Annotated in this window: 17 protein-coding genes; 11 read left to right on the plus strand and 6 right to left on the minus strand. The window is 61.3% G+C overall.

All coding sequences use genetic code 11. The annotated features are described in order from the left end of the window. Positions 1-81: 81 nt before the first annotated feature. Both HX790_RS16580 and HX790_RS16585 read left to right on the plus strand, forming a co-directional pair. The gene (locus HX790_RS16580; RefSeq protein ID WP_017139354.1) at positions 82-501 is read left to right on the plus strand and encodes a hypothetical protein; all 420 of its coding nucleotides are present in this window, start codon (positions 82-84) and stop codon (positions 499-501) included. Positions 502-509: 8 nt separating this feature from the next. Next, on the plus strand, positions 510-1,403 hold the full coding sequence (locus HX790_RS16585; RefSeq protein ID WP_017139355.1) for a cation diffusion facilitator family transporter: 894 nt from the start codon (positions 510-512) through the stop codon (positions 1,401-1,403). Here the strand turns inward: HX790_RS16585 and HX790_RS16590 are convergent. After that, positions 1,400-2,479 (minus strand): DUF6515 family protein, encoded by a 1,080-nt coding sequence (locus HX790_RS16590; protein ID WP_176991807.1) that lies wholly within the window; start codon positions 2,477-2,479, stop codon positions 1,400-1,402. The genes HX790_RS16585 and HX790_RS16590 overlap by 4 nt on opposite strands. Before the next feature lie 443 nt (positions 2,480-2,922). Between HX790_RS16590 and HX790_RS16595 the strand changes: the two genes are divergently transcribed. Further along, positions 2,923-3,402, plus strand: a complete 480-nt coding sequence (locus tag HX790_RS16595) for an Lrp/AsnC family transcriptional regulator (protein ID WP_003176264.1) — start codon at positions 2,923-2,925, stop codon at positions 3,400-3,402. A gap of 202 nt (positions 3,403-3,604) precedes the next feature. Next, positions 3,605-3,814, plus strand: coding sequence for a DUF2788 domain-containing protein (locus tag HX790_RS16600; RefSeq protein WP_025999909.1), 210 nt, complete (start codon positions 3,605-3,607; stop codon positions 3,812-3,814). Here the strand turns inward: HX790_RS16600 and HX790_RS16605 are convergent. The 4 genes from HX790_RS16605 to HX790_RS16620 all read right to left on the minus strand — a co-directional run bounded on the left by HX790_RS16605 (position 3,809) and on the right by HX790_RS16620 (position 10,290). Then, positions 3,809-4,444: a pseudouridine synthase gene (locus tag HX790_RS16605; protein WP_017139357.1), complete on the minus strand. Its 636-nt coding sequence runs from the start codon at positions 4,442-4,444 to the stop codon at positions 3,809-3,811. The two genes, HX790_RS16600 and HX790_RS16605, sit on opposite strands and share 6 nt — an antisense overlap. A 71-nt stretch (positions 4,445-4,515) precedes the next feature. Continuing rightward, entirely contained in the window at positions 4,516-5,988 is a 1,473-nt protein-coding gene (amn, locus tag HX790_RS16610; RefSeq protein WP_169987367.1) for an AMP nucleosidase, read from the minus strand. Between the two features lie 183 nt (positions 5,989-6,171). Then, positions 6,172-7,821 (minus strand): acyl-CoA dehydrogenase family protein, encoded by a 1,650-nt coding sequence (locus tag HX790_RS16615; protein ID WP_017136073.1) that lies wholly within the window; start codon positions 7,819-7,821, stop codon positions 6,172-6,174. 90 nt (positions 7,822-7,911) lie between these two features. Beyond that, on the minus strand, positions 7,912-10,290 hold the full coding sequence (locus HX790_RS16620) for a hybrid sensor histidine kinase/response regulator (protein ID WP_138450947.1): 2,379 nt from the start codon (positions 10,288-10,290) through the stop codon (positions 7,912-7,914). Positions 10,291-10,566: 276 nt separating this feature from the next. Here HX790_RS16620 and HX790_RS16625 point away from each other — a divergent pair, with 276 nt between their 5' ends. From HX790_RS16625 to HX790_RS16640, 4 genes are all read left to right on the plus strand, one after another. After that, positions 10,567-11,364, plus strand: a complete 798-nt coding sequence (locus HX790_RS16625) for a hydroxymethylpyrimidine/phosphomethylpyrimidine kinase (RefSeq protein ID WP_017136071.1) — start codon at positions 10,567-10,569, stop codon at positions 11,362-11,364. A 20-nt stretch (positions 11,365-11,384) separates the two neighbouring features. Next, entirely contained in the window at positions 11,385-12,008 is a 624-nt protein-coding gene (gene thiE / locus HX790_RS16630) for a thiamine phosphate synthase (RefSeq protein WP_017136070.1), read from the plus strand. A gap of 17 nt (positions 12,009-12,025) precedes the next feature. Next, positions 12,026-13,309, plus strand: coding sequence for a glutamate-1-semialdehyde 2,1-aminomutase (gene hemL / locus HX790_RS16635; protein ID WP_017136069.1), 1,284 nt, complete (start codon positions 12,026-12,028; stop codon positions 13,307-13,309). Between the two features lie 238 nt (positions 13,310-13,547). Beyond that, on the plus strand, positions 13,548-14,102 hold the full coding sequence (locus tag HX790_RS16640) for a tetratricopeptide repeat protein (protein ID WP_017136068.1): 555 nt from the start codon (positions 13,548-13,550) through the stop codon (positions 14,100-14,102). 110 nt (positions 14,103-14,212) lie between these two features. Here HX790_RS16640 and HX790_RS16645 read toward each other — a convergent pair whose 3' ends face one another. Further along, positions 14,213-14,539: a DUF1820 family protein gene (locus tag HX790_RS16645; protein ID WP_003194436.1), complete on the minus strand. Its 327-nt coding sequence runs from the start codon at positions 14,537-14,539 to the stop codon at positions 14,213-14,215. 131 nt (positions 14,540-14,670) lie between these two features. On the opposite strand from HX790_RS16645, the gene miaB reads away from it, so the two are divergent. The 3 genes from miaB (at position 14,671) to ybeY (ending at position 17,620) form a co-directional block, all read left to right on the plus strand. Beyond that, entirely contained in the window at positions 14,671-15,999 is a 1,329-nt protein-coding gene (gene miaB, locus HX790_RS16650; RefSeq protein ID WP_176991808.1) for a tRNA (N6-isopentenyl adenosine(37)-C2)-methylthiotransferase MiaB, read from the plus strand. A gap of 165 nt (positions 16,000-16,164) precedes the next feature. Beyond that, a complete protein-coding gene (locus tag HX790_RS16655; RefSeq protein ID WP_017136065.1) occupies positions 16,165-17,169 on the plus strand; it encodes a PhoH family protein in 1,005 nt (334 codons plus the stop codon). Beyond that, positions 17,162-17,620 carry an rRNA maturation RNase YbeY gene (gene ybeY / locus HX790_RS16660; protein ID WP_017136064.1) on the plus strand — a complete coding sequence of 153 codons (459 nt, stop codon included), beginning with the start codon at positions 17,162-17,164 and terminating at the stop codon, positions 17,618-17,620. The genes HX790_RS16655 and ybeY overlap by 8 nt, the downstream gene beginning before the upstream one ends. Positions 17,621-17,652: the final 32 nt, after the last annotated feature.

Genomic DNA, 17,652 nt, shown 5'->3' on the forward strand with positions numbered 1-17,652 from the left:
CAAGCCAGCTCCCACATTAGAGCGGCGTGGCTCGACAGAATTGTCATATAGTTTCGTATCAACCGTGTTCAGGAGCATTTTATGCGTATCGCTTCCCGTGTTATCGGCGGTGTCCTCGCCGTCACCCTGCTGAGCCAACTGACGGCCTGCGGCTCGATTTTCTACCCGGACCGTCGTGGCCAGATCGACGGCAAGATCGACCCGGCCATTGCCGTGCTCGACGCCGTAGGCCTGCTGTTTTATGTAATCCCGGGCCTGATCGCCTTTGGCGTGGACTTCGCCACCGGCGCCATCTACTTCGAGCCGGGCAAGACCGCCCAAGTCGCACCCGAGAAGCTGCATGAAGCCATCGGCGCCGACGGCAAAGTCGACAACGCCAAGCTGCAATCCATCATTGAGAAAGAAACCGGCCGCAAGCTGCCGCTGGACGATCCGCGCATGATCCAGTTCAAGGGCAGCGTGCAACAGCTCGCGTCCCTGGGCCTGCAACCCGCCGCTTAAGGATTCGTATGACCAGCAGCCCCGAACACGCCAGGCTCCTGCGCCTGGCCACCCGCGCCTCGGTGGGCGTGGCCTGTGCGCTGATTATCACCAAGGCCATCGCCTGGTGGTTCAGTGGCTCGGTGAGCATGCTCGCCGGGTTGACCGACTCGCTGCTCGATGGCATTACGTCGCTGCTGAACTTGCTGGCGGTGCATTACGCACTGCGCCCGGCCGATGACGATCACCGTTATGGGCATGGCAAGGCCGAATCGCTGTCGGGCATGGCCCAGGCGTTGTTTATCGCCGGCAGTGCAGTGTTGATTGCATTCCAGGCGTACCAGCGCTTGCTGCACCCGGAGCCGGTCGGTGCGCCGTGGCTGAGCATTGGCGTCATCGTTTTTTCGCTGGTGATGACCGTGGCGCTGCTGATGCTGCAACACCGGGTGATCCGCGAAACCGGCTCCAATGCCGTGCGCGCCGACTCACTGCACTATCGCTCCGACTTGATGCTCAACGGCAGCATTCTGGTGGCACTGGTGTTGGCAGGGTTCGGCTTTCATCAGGTGGATGCGTGGTTCGGCCTCGGCATTGCCGCGTATATCCTGTGGAGCGCGATCCAGATCGCCCGCGAGAGCTTTGCCGTGTTGATGGATGAAGAACTGCCGCCGGATGTCAGCCAGCACATGCTGGAATTGGCGCGCAGTGTGCCGGGCGTGCTGGGCGCGCATGATTTGCGCACGCGCATTTCCGGCAGCCACTGGTTTGTGCAGTTGCACCTGGAGTTGCCGGGGGAATTGACCCTGTCAGTGGCCCACGGCATCAGCGACCAGGCCGCCGATGCCATTCACAAGGCTTACCCGCGTGCCGAAGTGCTGGTGCACGCCGACCCGCGGGAAGTGGTGACGGGTAACAAGGCCTAGTACTGCACCTGATAGCCGCGACTGGTCAGGCAGTTGCCCTGGGCCTGGCGGTAGGTTTGCACCACCGTCGGGTCCGGGGCATAAGTGACGGTGCGTGGGTCGAAACCGCTTTGCTGCACTGCCCAGCGATAACAGTCGTAGCCGTCCTGCTGTACCTGGGCCGGTGACTGGCCGTTGGCCGGGTAGGCCACCACGTCATAACCGTTGCCCTGCGGCGCGGGTTGCGGCGCCGGTACTTCGGTAGGCGGCTGCACCACGACGTATTGCTGGGTAGCGTTTTCATAGGTGTAGTAGGAACCCGCCGCGAGGAAGAACAGCGCGCTGCCCACCCACACTTCACGGGCGTAGTCCGGCAGGTATTGCACACGGATCCCGTAGGGCGGCGTCACCACCACATAGCGCGGGCCTTGCGGGCGATACCAGTAGCCGCCGGAGAAGAAGTAATCCTGGCCACGGTAAGGCACACGGTAATTGCGGTCCGGGAAGCGGTCGACGGTGTAACCGGGACGATATTGCGGGCCTGGCCCCCAGCCGTTGCCATGCCCATTGGGGCGACCCGGCCAGCGGTTGTCGTTCGGGTGACCATTATTGAAGCCGCCGCCCGGACGCGGGCCTGGGCCATTGCCGGTCTGCCAGTGCTGGTTGCCATCGTTACGGCGCGGGATGTCCTGATAGTAGCCCTGGCGGGGTTCCTGGGTTTGGCGCACGGTGTCCGGGCGTCCCTGGATCGGCAGGTTGTTCGCAGGCTGCGGTGCCGGCCGCGGTTGCTCGGCATTTTGCGGGCGGCCTTGCCACTGCCCACCGCCGTGCTGCTGTTGCTCGGCGCGATCAACATGCGGGTTCTGTGGGCGCGGCTGGTTGTTTTCCGGACGCGGTTGAGTGTTCTGCGGGCGCGGTTGAGTGTTCTGTGGGCGCGGTTGATTATTTTGTGGTCGCGCCTGTTCATTGCCGCGCCCGCCTTCCGGGCCTCTTTCATGCTGACCACCGCCTTCATAGCGCGGGTCATCGGCCATTACTTGTGTGCCGACGCTCACCATCAGCAAACCTACACCTGCCATACGCCAGATGCGCTTCATGCTATTCCTCACTGCGGATTAGGGCCTGGAATGTCCGGCCTTACTGCATGAGACTGGAAAAGCCTCACCCGGTTCTGAGACAGGTTATCAGTCACGAGAAGTATTTTTTGAGCTAAAAGCGCAGACAAAGAAAAAGGGGCGACCCGTCGGCCGCCCCTTGAGAATTTCGTCCTGGCTCAACGCTTTTGACGTTGGCTCACCTCACGCCGTCTTGTGGACAGTGTGCAGCCTGGAGGCCGGCTCAACCCTGCTGGGGCGGCGGCCGCAGCAGGCCTGATTGGGCCAACTGCAGTGGACTGTTGTCCAGGCGGTGATTCTGTTGATAAAGATACAGGCCAACGTCCGACAGATGATTGCGAAGATTGCGTCAATAAACAGTGCTTGCGCAATTTTTAACCCTTCATAGATAATTCACCGCAATAGTTACGACAAAGGCCAACCCAATGAGCAAGCTTGACCGATACGACCTGAGTATTTTGGCTGAATTGCAGCGCGACGCGAGGATCTCCAACCAGGAGTTGGCCGAACGCATCGGCCTGTCGCCGTCGCCGTGCTCACGCCGGGTCAAGCAGTTGGAAGACGACGGCTACATCTCACGCCAGGTTGCACTGCTCGACCGCAAGATGCTGGGCCTGAGCCTTACAGCCTATGTGCTGATCGGCATGGACCGTCACACGCCGGAGCGTTTCGAGAATTTCGAAGCAGCGATCCGCACCCTGCCGCAAGTGCTGGAATGCAGTTTAGTCACCGGGATGGATGCGGACTATCAGTTGAAAGTGGTGGTGCCGGACATGGACCACTACCAGAAATTGCTGCTGGGGCATTTGACCCGGATTGAAGGCGTAACCAGCGTAAGGTCGAGCTTTGTGCTCAACCAGGTGCTCAACAGCACCGAGTTGCCGTTGACGCACCTGCGTACCTGATCCCAAGCACACTGGTGATCCCCTGTGGGAGCTGGCTTGCCTGCGATGGCGGTGGATCAGTGGCATATCCTTAGCTGACACACCGCTATCGCAGGCAAGCCAGCTCCCACATCGACCGCGTTACGACGCAGGTCAATGTTGTGCCTGAAGCCCTGCTTTATACTTCCCGCCTGCCCTGTCGGAAAAAATCCCCATGAACAACATCGACCCCGCCCTCTTTGAAGAATGGATGATGACCGGCCTGGTCACTATCCTGATCATCTTCATGGGCTTTATCGTCTGGGACCTGGCGAAAAAATCCAAGGCCGGACGCTTTGGGTCGTTCATCCTGTTTTTTGTGCTGGGCCTGGGCGTGGCCGCGTTCATCATCAAGAGCGTGGTGATCGGCCTGATCGAGTCCGGCGCTTTATAAACGCGCCGGCACTGCCTTCCATTGGCCCTGGTCCAGGCCATCAATCGACCAGTCACCAATACGCACGCGCACCAGGCGCAAGGTGGGCAAGCCCACCGCAGCGGTCATGCGCCGCACCTGGCGGTTACGCCCCTCACGAATGACCAGCTCCAGCCAGTGCGTCGGCACGCTTTTGCGAAAGCGCACCGGCGGGTTGCGCGGCCACAGTTCAGGCTCGTCCAACTGCCGCGCTTCGGCGGGCAAGGTCATGCCGTCATTAAGCTCTACACCGTCACGCAGGCGCTGCAATTGCTCTTCGGTGGGCTCACCCTCAACTTGCACCCAGTAGGTTTTCGCCAGCTTGTGCTTGGGGTCGGCAATGCGCGCCTGTAACTGGCCATCGTTGGTCAGCAGCAACAGCCCCTCACTGTCACGGTCCAGGCGACCGGCCGGGTAGATGCCGGGGATATCGATAAAGTCCTTGAGGGTCGCGCGCCCGCCTTCGTCGCTGAACTGGGTCAGCACATCGAAGGGCTTGTTGAACAGGATCAACTTCGGCTCGGCCGGTGGCGCCTTGGCGACACGCCGCGTTGCGGAGTACGGGGGTTTCACGCCAGGGCGGCGCGAATCGGGGCGGGCAGGACGGGACATGGCAAAGGAACATCTAACGGTCAGGACCGACAATGCTAGTGGCCTGACCGCTAAATGACCATCCCAACCGCTTAGCGGAACGGCGGCTCGTCGAAACTGCGCAGTTTGCGCGAGTGCAGCGAGTTGAGTTCGGTGCGCAACAAATCCACCGCCTCGATGCCGATTTTCAAGTGCTGGCTGACCGCACGCTCATAAAACGCGTTGGCCGAACCCGGCAGCTTGATCTCGCTGTGCAGCGGCTTGTCCGACACGCACAGCAAAGTGCCGTACGGAACCCGCAAACGGTAGCCTTGGGCCGCGATGGTGCCGCTTTCCATGTCCACCGCCACCGCGCGGGACAGGTTGATCAGTGGGCGCTCTTGCGCCCAGCGCAGTTCCCAGTTGCGGTCGTCGTAGGTCAGCACGGTGCCGGTGCGCAGGCGCTTTTTCAGCTCTTCGCCTTTCTCGCCGGTGACATTGGCAGCGGCTTGCTGCAAGGCCATCTGCACTTCGGCCAGCGCCGGGATCGGGATATTCGGCGGGACGACGCGGTCGAGAATCCCGTCGCGGCGCATATAGGCGTGAGCCAATACGTAGTCGCCGATGGTCTGGGATTGGCGCAGGCCACCGCAGTGGCCGATCATCAGCCAGCAATGCGGGCGCAGCACGGCCAGGTGGTCGGTGATGTTTTTGGCGTTGGACGGGCCAACGCCGATGTTCACCAGCGTCACACCGTGGCCGTCGGCGGCCTGCAAGTGATAGGCCGGCATCTGGTAGCGATGCCAGACCACGCCTGCGGCAATGGCCGACGCTTCACCGTGGTCCATGCTCTTGTCGATGATCACGTTACCCGGCAGCACCATGCGAATAAACCGCGGGTCGCTGCGCAGTTGCTCCAGGCCATGCAGGATGAACTGGTCAACATAGCGGTGGTAGTTGGTCAGCAGGATCCATGGCTGCACATGGCGCCAGTCGCTGCCGGTGTAGTGCACCAGCCGGCGCAGGGAAAAGTCCACGCGCGCCGCATCGAACAACGCCAGCGGCAGCGGGTCGGTGTTTTCCCAGTCGTAGAGGCCATCGGCAATGCCGTCGGTGGCGGCAGACAAGTCGGTGCTGGGGAACACACGGGCGAGGGTCGCGGCGGTGACACCGGAGCCAGCCAGTTCATCACCCTGCTCCACCACATACGGGTAGGGAATATTCTGCTGGCTGACGCCGACTTCCACCGTCACGGTGAAGTCGTGCATCAACGGCACCAGTTGCTCCAGCAGGTACTTACGGAACGCCGCCGGATGGGTGACGGTGACGCTGTAGGTTCCCGGCAATTGCACCTTGGCGTATGCGCGGGTGGTCTGTGGGACTTCGCCGTGGCAGTGGTAGGTCAGACGCAGTTCCGGGTAGCGGAACTGCGCACGTTGTTCGGCGTCAGGCTCGACGCGGTCCTTGAGGTATTGCTTGAGGGCTTGGTTAAGCGCGCCAGTGGCACGCTCATGCAGAGCCGCCAGCCGGTCCACGGCTTCTTCAGCGGTTTGAACGACAACAAAAGCTTCGGTCACGGTAAGCATCCTGTGTTCTGACTTGCAGGCCTTTATCTTGCCTGTATCCCGGCCTCACTGAAACACCGGGTTTGGAATGCTTTAAAAGGTGGGAGCTGGCTTGCCTGCGATGGCGGTGTGTCAGCCAGCAAATGCAGGACTGACACACCGCCATCGCAGGCAAGCCAGCTCCCACAGTTTGACCCTGTGTTGTCAGGGGGTTGGGGTCGAGCGCGTAACGATCGCCGCCACGTCCACCCCGCGCGGCAAGGTGCCGTACACACGGCCGGACGACGCCCCCAGGCGGCTGGCGATAAACCCGTCACTGACCAGTGCATTCCCGGCCTCCAGCAACAGCTTGGCCTGCAACGCCACGGCAATGTCCTCGGTCAACTGCCGCGCGCGGTACTGGATGTCCTGAGTGTCCATAAACGCCGACTTCAATTGCTCGATATGCCGCGCCAGCTGCTTGTCACCATGCCCATCGCCCAGTTCGACAAACAATGCCTCCAGCACGCCCGGTTCTTTGGACAATGCCCGCAGCACGTCCAAGCACTGCACATTGCCGGAACCTTCCCACGTCGAATTCACCGGCGCCTCACGGTAAAGACGCGGCAGGATGCTGTCCTCCACGTACCCGGCGCCGCCCATGCATTCGGCGGCCTCATTGATCATGGCCGGTGCGCGCTTGCAGATCCAATACTTGCCCACCGCCGTCACCAGCCGGGCGAATTTGGCTTCCTGTTCGTTATCCAGATGGTCCAGCGCCCGGCCCATGCGCATGCTCAAGGCCAGGGAGGCTTCGCTCTCCAGCGCCAGGTCGGCCAGCACGTTTTGCATCAACGGTTGTTCACTGAGCACGCGGCCGCCGACTGAGCGATGGGCGCAATGATGGCTGGCCTGGGTCAACGCCTGGCGCATCAAGGCGCTGGAGCCGACCATGCAGTCGAAACGGGTCATGGCGACCATTTCGATAATGGTCGGCACGCCCCGGCCTTCTTCGCCAACCATCCAGGCCAGGGCGCCACGAAACTCCACTTCGCTGGAGGCGTTGGAGCAATTGCCGAGTTTGTTTTTCAGGCGCTGGATGTAGAACTGGTTGCGTGTGTCATCCGGGCGATGCCTTGGCAGCAGGAAACACGTCAGGCCTTTGTCAGTCTGCGCCAGGGTGAGGAACGCATCGCACATCGGTGCCGAGCAGAACCACTTGTGCCCTACCAGCTCATAGGCTTGGCCGGGGCCGCCGGCGCCCACGGGATAGGCACGGGTGGTGTTGGCGCGCACGTCGGTGCCGCCTTGCTTTTCGGTCATGGCCATGCCGATGGTGGCGCCGGCTTTGTGGGCGATGCCGACGTTGCGTGGGTCGTATTCGGTGTTGAGGATTTTCGGCAACCAGGTCTTCGCCAGGTCCGGTTGCAGGCGCAGGGCCGGGACGCAGGCGAAGGTCATGGTCAACGGGCAACCGCTGCCGGCTTCGGCCTGGCTGTGCAGGTAGGTCATGGCGGCGCGGGCCACATGGGCACCGGGCTGCGAATGCGCCCACGGCAGCGATGGCAGGCCATGCTCGACGGCGGTGCGCATGAGTTCATGATAGGCCGGATGAAATTCCACCAGGTCGATGCGATGGCCGTAGCGGTCATGGCTGTTGAACACCGGCTTGTTCTGATTCGCCAGGAACCCGGCCGCCATCAGCGGCCCACCGGCCAGCGCGCCGTACGCATCAATACGCGCCTGCGCCCAGCCGGCGCCAAAGCGGCGCGACCATTCTTGCAGGGGCAGGTCGATACGATAAAGGTTGGTGCCGTCCAGCGACGGCGGCTGGTTGGTGACGTCGTGGGTTTCGGCAAATTGATGCAGGTTCATGACGGGCCTCCTGGAAAATAGGCCACGTGCGGTTGAGGCCTGAATTTCAGTTAAGCACCGTCATCGGGCTTAAAAAAGTGGCATACCCGCCTATTGTTCGGCGCTTTCGCCCTCTAACGGGCACAACAGGTGCCGCTCCAGCACCGTTTGCAACGCCTCGAAACGTACGGGTTTGCTGAGGCGTTCGGTGATGCCGACCCCATGACAACGCTCTCGATCCGGGGCGTGCAGCGAGGTGCTCAGGGCAATTACCGGCAGCTCGCCGCAGCCGGGTAGCGCACGAATCTGACAGCACAACGAGAAGCCGCCCTCGGGTATATCCAGCAGCACCGCATCAAAGGTTTGGTCCTGAAAAAGCGCCAAGGCGGCCGGGCCGTTATCCACGGTTTTCACCCGATAACCCAGCTTGAGCAACATGCCGCGTACCGCCAATTGGCCGACACTGTTGTCGTCCACCAACAGCACCGTACATTCCTGGGGCGCTCGTTGCGCGTGGGGTTTGTGCGTTGCCGGCTTTGGCTCGGGCGGTACCGGGTTGACGCTCATGTCCAACTGGAAGCGGCTGCCCTTGCGGGGCTCGGAATGATGGGTCAGGCGCCCGCCGAGCAGTTCGATCAACTGCCGACAAATCGCCAGGCCGATGCCCAGGCCGCCGTATTCGCGCGTCATCGAACCGTCGACCTGGAAGAAGCGCTGATACAGCGTGGCCTCATCGAGGAAAGCGAAGCCGATGCCGCTGTCGGTCACAATGAAGCTCAGGCGCAGTTCGCCGTCACTGTGCGGCACACCCACCACGCGCAAGCGCACCGCACCTTCGTGGGTGAACTTGAAGGCATTGTCGAGCAGGCAATCCAGGCATTGGGTGAGTTTGCCGGCATCGCCAATCACCCGATCCGGCAGTTCATCGGCCACGTCGATAGAAAACTCCAGGCCTTTGCTGTGCGCGCTGGCGGTGAATTGCTGGCGCAAGGTGTCGAGCGTGCCCCGCAGGCTGAAGACCTGGGGATGGGCGGTGAGGCGCCCGGCCTGCAATTCGGTAAGGGTGAGAATGCCGTTGACCATGCGCATCATGTCCCGCGCAGAACCGGCGGCGGTTTGCTGGTACTGGGTAAGGTCGTCATCCAGCGGCACGGTCTGCATCAGCTCCAACGAGCCGATCACGCCATTCATTGGGGTACGAAGTTCGTGGGTCAGCGTGGCGAGGAATTCATCTTTGAGGCGGTTACTGCGCGCCAATTGCTGGTTGAGCACTTCAAGCTTCTGGCTGGCGTCGAACAGGATCTGCGCCTGCTGCTCACGCATGCCGTTGATGCGGTCCGCCAGGGCCAGGGACAACAGCGCCACTTCGATGGCCGAGCCGAGCTGGCTGGCGTACATGGTGAGGAACATATTGGGCAGGTAGCCCAACACCATCAGGGTGTTGACCACCCCGCCCAGCAGGAACGCCGACCAGGCGATGATGAAGTAACGCGCCATGCGCTGGCCGCAATACCAGGCCTTGATGGCGGCCACAAAGATGGTCACGGTAAACACCAGCGCCAAACCTGTGGCCAAACGCAGGGCCACGGCGTAGCTGGTCAGCAGCGCCAGCACCATGACCAACGCGCCAGCCGCTGCCAATGCCAGCAAAACCCGGTCAAGCCAGCGGCTGTGCTGCGCGGTGTGCAGGAAACTGCGCGCGAACAAGCTACCGAACAACGCCGCCGAACCGATCAGGAAAGGCACCGCCGCATTCGCCCACCATGGATTGTTCGGCCAGAAATATTCCACCGCCACGCCGTTGACCGAGAGCTGGTAGAGGCCGAACGAAGCGATATAGAGGATGTAAAAGAGGTAACTGGTGTCGCGCACGCTCAAGTAGATGAACAGGTTGTAGACCAGCATCCCCAGTAACACGCCGTAGATCGCCCCCAATACATACAGGCGCAGTGGCTGTTGCTCCAGGTAGGCGGTGGCAGACCATAGCGTCAGCGGTGCCTGGATCGAGCCTTGGCTTTGCAGGCGCAGGTACACGGTTTGCTGCTGGTCAGGCACGAAATTGAGCTTGAACAGGTAGTTGGCCTGGCGCACTTCACGGCTGGAAAACGCCAGGGTGCTGCCCGTGCGGGTAGTCAGGCGGTAATTGCCGGTGCTGTCGCGCTGGTACAGGTCCAGTTGGTTAAGCGGCGGGTACGCCAACTCCAGAAACCAGGTGCGCGGGGCGCGAGGATCAGTGGCGGTGTAATGCAGGTCGACCTTGAGCCAGAACACCGAGCGTGAATAGCCGGCGTTGAGGGTGGCTTTGTCATGGGGTTTGAACTGGGCGGCGAAGGCGGGAGTGCTGACATCGGCGATGGTGAGGGCGTCGGTTGGGTCTTCGAACACTTGCATGACGCGGCCCAGCGGCAGGCTTCGAGTATCCGGGTTGAACTCGATGGCACTGGCGAGCATCGGCAGCCCGCACAATAAAAAGATCAGCAAATAGCGCATAGAGCCCCAGCGTGGCCTGTCCGGTTATGTCAAAAGTCCCCCATTCCTTTTGAGTAGACGTATACCGGCGATACATTAAGTTGTTTGGATCCACTCTAGCATAGCCGCTAGAGGCCATTGGACACCATTGAAATAATTTTTTGAAAGGCTCTAGAACGGGCATCTCAAGCGCTTTCCGAATAAAAAACCAGCCAAGCCAAACCATAAACATAAGCGGGAAATTCGCCTCTCGCCCAACAGCCACGCCAAAAGCGTTTGGTGGTAAGCTCGCGCACCATGAATATCTACAGCTCTCGCCCCGTTGTCCTCTGTCTCTCCGGCCACGACCCCAGTGGTGGCGCCGGCTTGCAGGCAGATATCGAAGCCCTGCTTGCACAAGGCTGTCATGCGGCCCCGGCCGTCACTGCCTTGACCGTGCAGAACACTGTCAATGTCAGCGATTTTCGCGTGCTCGACCGCGAGTGGGTACTGGCCCAGGCCAATGCCGTGCTGAGCGACTCCGAAGTGACGGCGGTGAAGCTCGGCATGCTCGGTTCCACCGCGATGGTCGACACCGTGGTCGAACTGCTGCAGGCGCACCCGCACCTGCCGGTGGTCTGCGACCCGGTGCTGCGCGCCGGTGGCGGCGGCAGCCTGGGCAAGGACGAAGTCGGTTATGCCATGCGTGAGCGGCTGTTGCCACTGTCGCTGATCGCTACGCCGAACTTGCCGGAAGCGCGCATCCTCGCCGAATTGCCCGAGGGCACGGCGGACGAATGCGCCGAGAAGCTGCTGCCGTTTGTAAAGCATCTGCTGATCACCGGCGGCCACGGCGACGAGCATGAAGTGCACAACCGCCTGTACAGCCGCGACGGCACGCGCCAGACCTTTACCTGCCAGCGCCTGCCCGGCAGCTATCACGGCTCGGGGTGCACGCTTGCCAGCGCCTTGGCCGGCCGGATCGCCCAGGGCGAAGGCTTGGCCAGCGCGGTGCAATCGGCGCTCAACTACACTTGGCGCACCCTGCGTGACGCCGAACAACTCGGCCAGGGCCAGTTTGTGCCGCGCCGTCTGCCGCTGGATTTCTGCTCTTAACCGCACAAGAGGCCTGCTCGATGAAACTACGTGGCCTTTACGCCATTACCGACAGCCAACTGTTGGCCGGCAAATTCCTCGCCTACGTCGAAGCAGCACTGGACGGTGGCGTAACCCTGTTGCAGTACCGCGACAAAAGCAGCGACGAAGCCCGGCGCCTGCGTGAGGCCGAGAAACTGCGCGAGCTGTGCTCACGCTACAAGACCCAGTTGATCATCAACGATGACGCCGAATTGGCCGCGCGCCTGGGCGTCGGCGTACACCTGGGCCAAACCGACGGCCCACTGACCCCGGCCCGTGCACTGCTCGGCTCCAAAGCCATCATCGGCGCCACCTGCCACAGCCAGATCGAACTGGCCGAGCAGGCCGCCAAGGAAGGCGCGAGCTACGTCGCCTTCGGCCGCTTTTTCAATTCCAACACCAAGCCTGGCGCGCCGGCCGCCACGCTCGACATGCTGGCCCAGGCCCGCACGCGTCTGCAGTTGCCGATCTGCGTGATCGGTGGCGTCACCCTGGAGAACGCCGCCCCCCTGGTGGCCCACGGTGCCGACCTGCTCGCCGTGGTACACGGCCTGTTCGGTGCCGACAGCACCCAGGAAGTCACGCGCCGCGCCCGCGCCTTCAACGACCTTCTTAAAGTTTAAGTGTAGAGAGCCCGATCATGTCCCGTTCCGAAACCCTGTTTGCCAATGCCCAGAAACACATCCCCGGCGGTGTGAACTCCCCCGTGCGTGCGTTCAAGAGCGTCGGCGGCACACCGTTGTTCTTCAAGCATGCCGAAGGCGCCTACGTCACCGACGAAGATGACAAGCGCTACGTTGACTACGTAGGTTCCTGGGGGCCGATGATCCTCGGCCACAGCCACCCGGACGTGCTCGACGCGGTGCGTCAGCAGCTGCAACACGGCCTGTCCTATGGCGCGCCGACCGCCATGGAAACCGAGATGGCGGACCTGGTGTGCTCAATCGTGCCATCGATGGAAATGGTGCGCATGGTCAGTTCCGGCACCGAAGCCACCATGAGCGCAATCCGCCTGGCCCGTGGTTTCACCGGCCGCGACAGCATCATCAAGTTCGAAGGCTGCTACCACGGCCACTCCGACAGCCTGCTGGTAAAAGCCGGCTCCGGCCTGCTGACCCAAGGCGTGCCAAGCTCGGCGGGTGTGCCGGCCGCGTTTGCCAAACACACCCTGACCCTGCCGTTCAACGACATCGCTGCCGTTGAGCAGATGCTCAGCGAAGTCGGCCAGGACGTGGCGTGCATCATCGTCGAGCCGGTAGCCGGCAACATGAACTGCGTGCCACCGGCACCGGGTTTTCTGGAAGGTTTGCGTGAGCAGTGCGACAAGCACGGCGTGGTGCTGATTTTCGACGAAGTGATGACCGGCTTCCGCGTAGCCCTCGGCGGCGCCCAGGCTTACTACGGCGTCACGCCGGACCTGAGCACCTTCGGCAAGATCATCGGTGGCGGCATGCCCGTGGGCTGCTTCGGCGGCAAGCGCGAAATCATGCAGCACATCGCGCCGCTTGGCCCGGTGTATCAGGCGGGCACCTTGTCAGGTAACCCATTGGCCATGGCGGCCGGCCTGACCACCCTGCGCCTGATCAGCCGCCCGGGTTTCCACGCCGAGCTGACCGACTACACCACACGCCTGCTCGATGGCCTGCAACAGCGCGCCGATGCGGCGGGTATCCCGTTCGTGACCACACAAGCAGGTGGCATGTTCGGCCTGTACTTCAGCGGCGCCGACGATATCGTTACCTTTGATGACGTGATGGGCAGCGATGCCGACCTGTTCAAGCGCTTCTTCCACTTGATGCTCGAAGGCGGCGTTTACCTGGCACCGAGCGCTTTTGAAGCGGGTTTCACCTCGATCGCCCATGGCGAAGCCGAGTTGAAACTGACCCTGGATGCTGCCGAGCGCGCTTTCGCAGCCCTGAAGTAAGCCCTGATATAAGGGACACACACATCTGACGTTGCCCCTCGCAGCGTCAGATTTGCTACTTTGCCTACAGAGATTTCCTGCATTTTTCGAGAAATCACCTGCAATCCGGCAGATAACTTGCCTACGCAGCAGAAAAACGAGTAAAGACTTTGTAAGCAGGGGCCTGCTTATTTCATAATGCGCGCTTATTGGACTCCCCCGAGAGTCCGCGTGCCCCGTCAGAGGTAAGTCGATTCCCATGAAACGCACCGGCCGCACCCTGGTTCTGGGCTGCCTGTTGCTCCTTCAGCCGCTGCTGGCACATGCCCAGGCAGGCGGCAACTCGTTGTTAATCCCAGCGATGGGTCGTTGCACCCTCAATACCCAGCCAGACAGCCAGGCCGAAGCCCTGAGCGCGTGCCAGAAACAGGCCGACGGTGGGGATGCGCAGGCGCAATACGAGTTGGGCGAGTACTTCCACGACGACAAAAACCCGGCCCGCGACCTCAACAAAGCCCTGAGCTACTTCGAAAAGGCTTCGTTGCAGGGCCACGCCCAGGCGCAATTCCAACTGGGTAACATGTTCTTCAAAGGCGAAGGTGTGCCGGCCAATAACGTCCAGGCCTACATCGTGCTGAAAATGGCAGCGGTCAACGGTGCCGAAGACGCGCTGGACACGGCCGACGAAGTCGCCGAGCACATGCAGCGTGATGAACTGGAAGTGGCCACCCAGGTGCTGGGCCAGATCTTCCGCAATTACCTGCAGGAATTGCAGAGTGCCGACGGGCGTTCACCCTTCTCGCCCCTGCCCTGATTTCAGCTAAGCCCCCCTACCGCTATCGCAGGCAAGCCAGCTCCCACAAGGAAATGCATTCCAAATGTGGGAGCTGGCTTGCCTGCGATAGCTTGACTCGGTCTAACGCCTTACTTCTCAGGCATCGGCATCGGAAACGGCATCACATTGCTGGTGCCACGCGCTTCGCTGATCTTCGGCGTGCCCAGGCGCTCGACTTCATCAATGCGCACAATCGAATGCATCGGCACAAAGCTGCGCACCACGCCTTCAAACTGCGCCTTGAGTTTTTCTTCGCCCGGGTCGACGACCAATTGGGTGCGCTCGCCAAAGACGAACTCTTCCACTTCCAGGAAGCCCCACAGATCACTTTGATAGATCTGCTTGGCGTACATTTCGAACACCTGGCCCTGGTTGAGGAAAATCACCTTGTAGATTGGAGCTTCACGTTTGGTCATGGTGGGCGAACAACACATCGGGGATATAAAAGAGGGCGCGAACTATAGCATGGCACCCGATGCACAGCGCTAGGAACCAATGGGCATGCCCCCTATAATGCGCGGTTCTTTACCACCAGTTGACGATTCCCATGGCCAAGAAGCTTTACATCGAAACCCACGGTTGCCAGATGAACGAGTACGACAGCTCGCGCATGGTCGATCTGCTGGGCGAACACCAGGCCCTGGAAGTCACCGCCCGCGCCGAAGATGCCGACGTAATCCTGCTCAATACCTGCTCGATCCGCGAGCGTGCCCAGGACCGTGTGTACTCCCAGCTGGGCCGCTGGCGTGAATTGAAACTGGCCAACCCGGACATGGTGATCGCCGTCGGCGGCTGCGTGGCCAGCCAGGAAGGCGCCGCGATCCGCGACCGCGCCCCCTATGTCGACGTGGTTTTCGGCCCGCAAACCCTGCACCGCCTGCCGGAAATGATCGACGCCGCACGCATCACCAAGCTGCCGCAGGTGGACGTGTCGTTCCCCGAAATCGAAAAATTCGACCATTTGCCCGAACCGCGCATCGACGGGCCGAGTGCCTATGTGTCAGTCATGGAAGGCTGCAGCAAGTACTGCACCTTCTGCGTGGTGCCCTACACCCGTGGCGAAGAAGTCAGCCGGCCGTTTGACGACGTGCTGTCGGAAATTATCCACTTGGCCGAAAACGGCGTGCGCGAAGTGACCTTGCTGGGCCAGAACGTCAACGGCTATCGCGGCCAGACCCACGACGGGCGCCTGGCCGACCTCGCGGAGTTGATCCGCGTGTTGGCAGCGGTGGACGGCATCGAGCGTATTCGCTACACCACCTCGCACCCGCTGGAGTTCTCCGACAGCCTGATCCAGGCACACGCCGAGGTGCCGGAGCTGGTCAAGCACCTGCATTTGCCGGTGCAGTCGGGTTCGGACCGCATTCTGGCGGCCATGAAGCGCAACCACACCGCCCTGGAGTACAAATCCAAGCTGCGTAAATTGCGCGCCGCCGTGCCGGGCATCTGCATCAGTTCGGACTTCATCGTCGGCTTCCCTGGCGAGACCGAGAAAGATTTCGAGCAGACCATGAAGCTGATCGAAGACGTCGGCTTCGACTTCTCGTATTCGTTCGTCTACAGCCAGCGTCCAGGCACGCCGGCAGCGGACTTGGCGGATGACACGCCGGAATCGCTGAAAAAAGAGCGCTTGAACGCGCTGCAACATCGCCTGAACCAGCAAGGTTTCGAGATCAGCCGACAAATGGTCGGTTCGATCCAGCGCATCCTGGTCACCGACTACTCGAAAAAAGACCCGGGCGAATTGCAAGGGCGTACCGAGAACAACCGGATCGTCAACTTCCGCTGCGACAACCCAACTCTGATCGGCCAGTTTGCCGATGTGCACATCGATGCGGCGCAACCGCACTCGCTGCGTGGGTCGCTGATCAACTGACCTCAAGACATATGAGGATCAAATGTGGGAGCTGGCTTACCAGCTCCCACAGTGGATCTTCATGGTTCTTGAGATTGAGCCAGCCTATATAAGTGCTTTCGCACGCCGAGCGCTGGCGTTATCCTCTCTTTCACCTAAACAGCCAAAGGGCGGCTAAAAGCAACCTTGAACGCACCCATAGCAGAACCCCATCGTTTTCTCCTCGAGCCGTTTGAGGCTCGCCGTTTCGCCAACCTGTGCGGACAGTTCGACGAGCACCTGCGCCTGATCGAACAACGCCTGAGCATCGAGATCCGCAACCGCGGCAATCAGTTCGAGCTTATTGGTGAACCCCAGCACACCACGTCTGCAGAAAACCTGCTGCGCCGCCTCTACCGCGAAACCAAGGGTAGTGAGCTGTCGCCGGAGACCGTGCACCTGTATCTGCAGGAATCCGCCGTGGAAGACTTGGCCAACAACCCGGTGGCCGAAGCCAGCGTGGCCCTGCGCACCAAAAAAGGCATGATTCGCCCACGCGGCTTGAATCAGCAGCGCTACGTCAAGGAAATCCTCGGTAACGATATCAACTTCGGCATCGGCCCCGCCGGTACCGGCAAGACCTACCTGGCCGTGGCCTGTGCGGTCGACGCCCTGGAGCGCGAGCAAGTGCGGCGCATCCTGCTGGTGCGCCCGGCGGTCGAGGCTGGCGAGAAGCTTGGCTTCCTGCCCGGCGACCTGGCCCAGAAGATCGACCCGTACCTGCGCCCGCTCTACGACGCGCTGTACGAGATGCTCGGCTTTGAATACGTGGCCAAGTTGATTGAGCGCCAGGTGATCGAGATCGCCCCGCTGGCCTACATGCGTGGTCGCACCTTGAACAACAGCTTCATCATCCTCGACGAAAGCCAGAACACCACGGTCGAACAGATGAAAATGTTCCTCACCCGTATCGGTTTCGGCTCCACCGCCGTGATCACCGGCGACGTCACCCAGGTCGACCTGCCCAAGGGCACCAAGTCCGGCCTGGCCCAGGTGATCGACGTGCTCAAGGACGTGCCAGGTATCAGCTTCACGCATTTCATGCCCAAAGACGTGGTTCGCCACCCGCTGGTGCAGCGCATTGTCGAGGCCTACGAGCGCTTTGAGCACCGCGATGACGCACCCGCCAAGGACGTGCGCCGCGATGCTTGAGCTAGACCTGCAGCTGGCCACCGACGCGCCCGCCCCCAGCGAAGCGCAGTTCCGTCAATGGTGCGCTTTGGCCCTGCGCCAGCGCACCGCCGACTCGGAACTGACCATCCGCCTGGTGGACGAGCCCGAAGGCCGTGAACTGAATCACACCTGGCGCCAAAAGGATTACGCGACCAACGTGCTGTCCTTTCCCGCCGACGTGCCGGATGAGTTACTGGATATCCCGTTACTGGGCGACCTGGTGATCTGCGTCGAAGTGGTGGAGCGCGAGGCGAAGGAACAAGGCAAGGAACTTGAGGCCCACTGGGCCCATCTAGTCATCCACGGCTGCTTGCATCTCTTGGGTTACGACCATATAGACGATGACGAAGCCTGCGAAATGGAAACACTGGAACAAACGTTGCTTGCTGAACTGGGTCACCCTGATCCGTATGCAGACGACGAAAACTGAAACTACACATAACTGACACAACAAAGGATTTA

The organism is Pseudomonas sp. IPO3747 (assembly GCF_013385245.1).
Classification (GTDB): Bacteria; Pseudomonadota; Gammaproteobacteria; order Pseudomonadales; family Pseudomonadaceae; genus Aquipseudomonas; species Aquipseudomonas edaphica.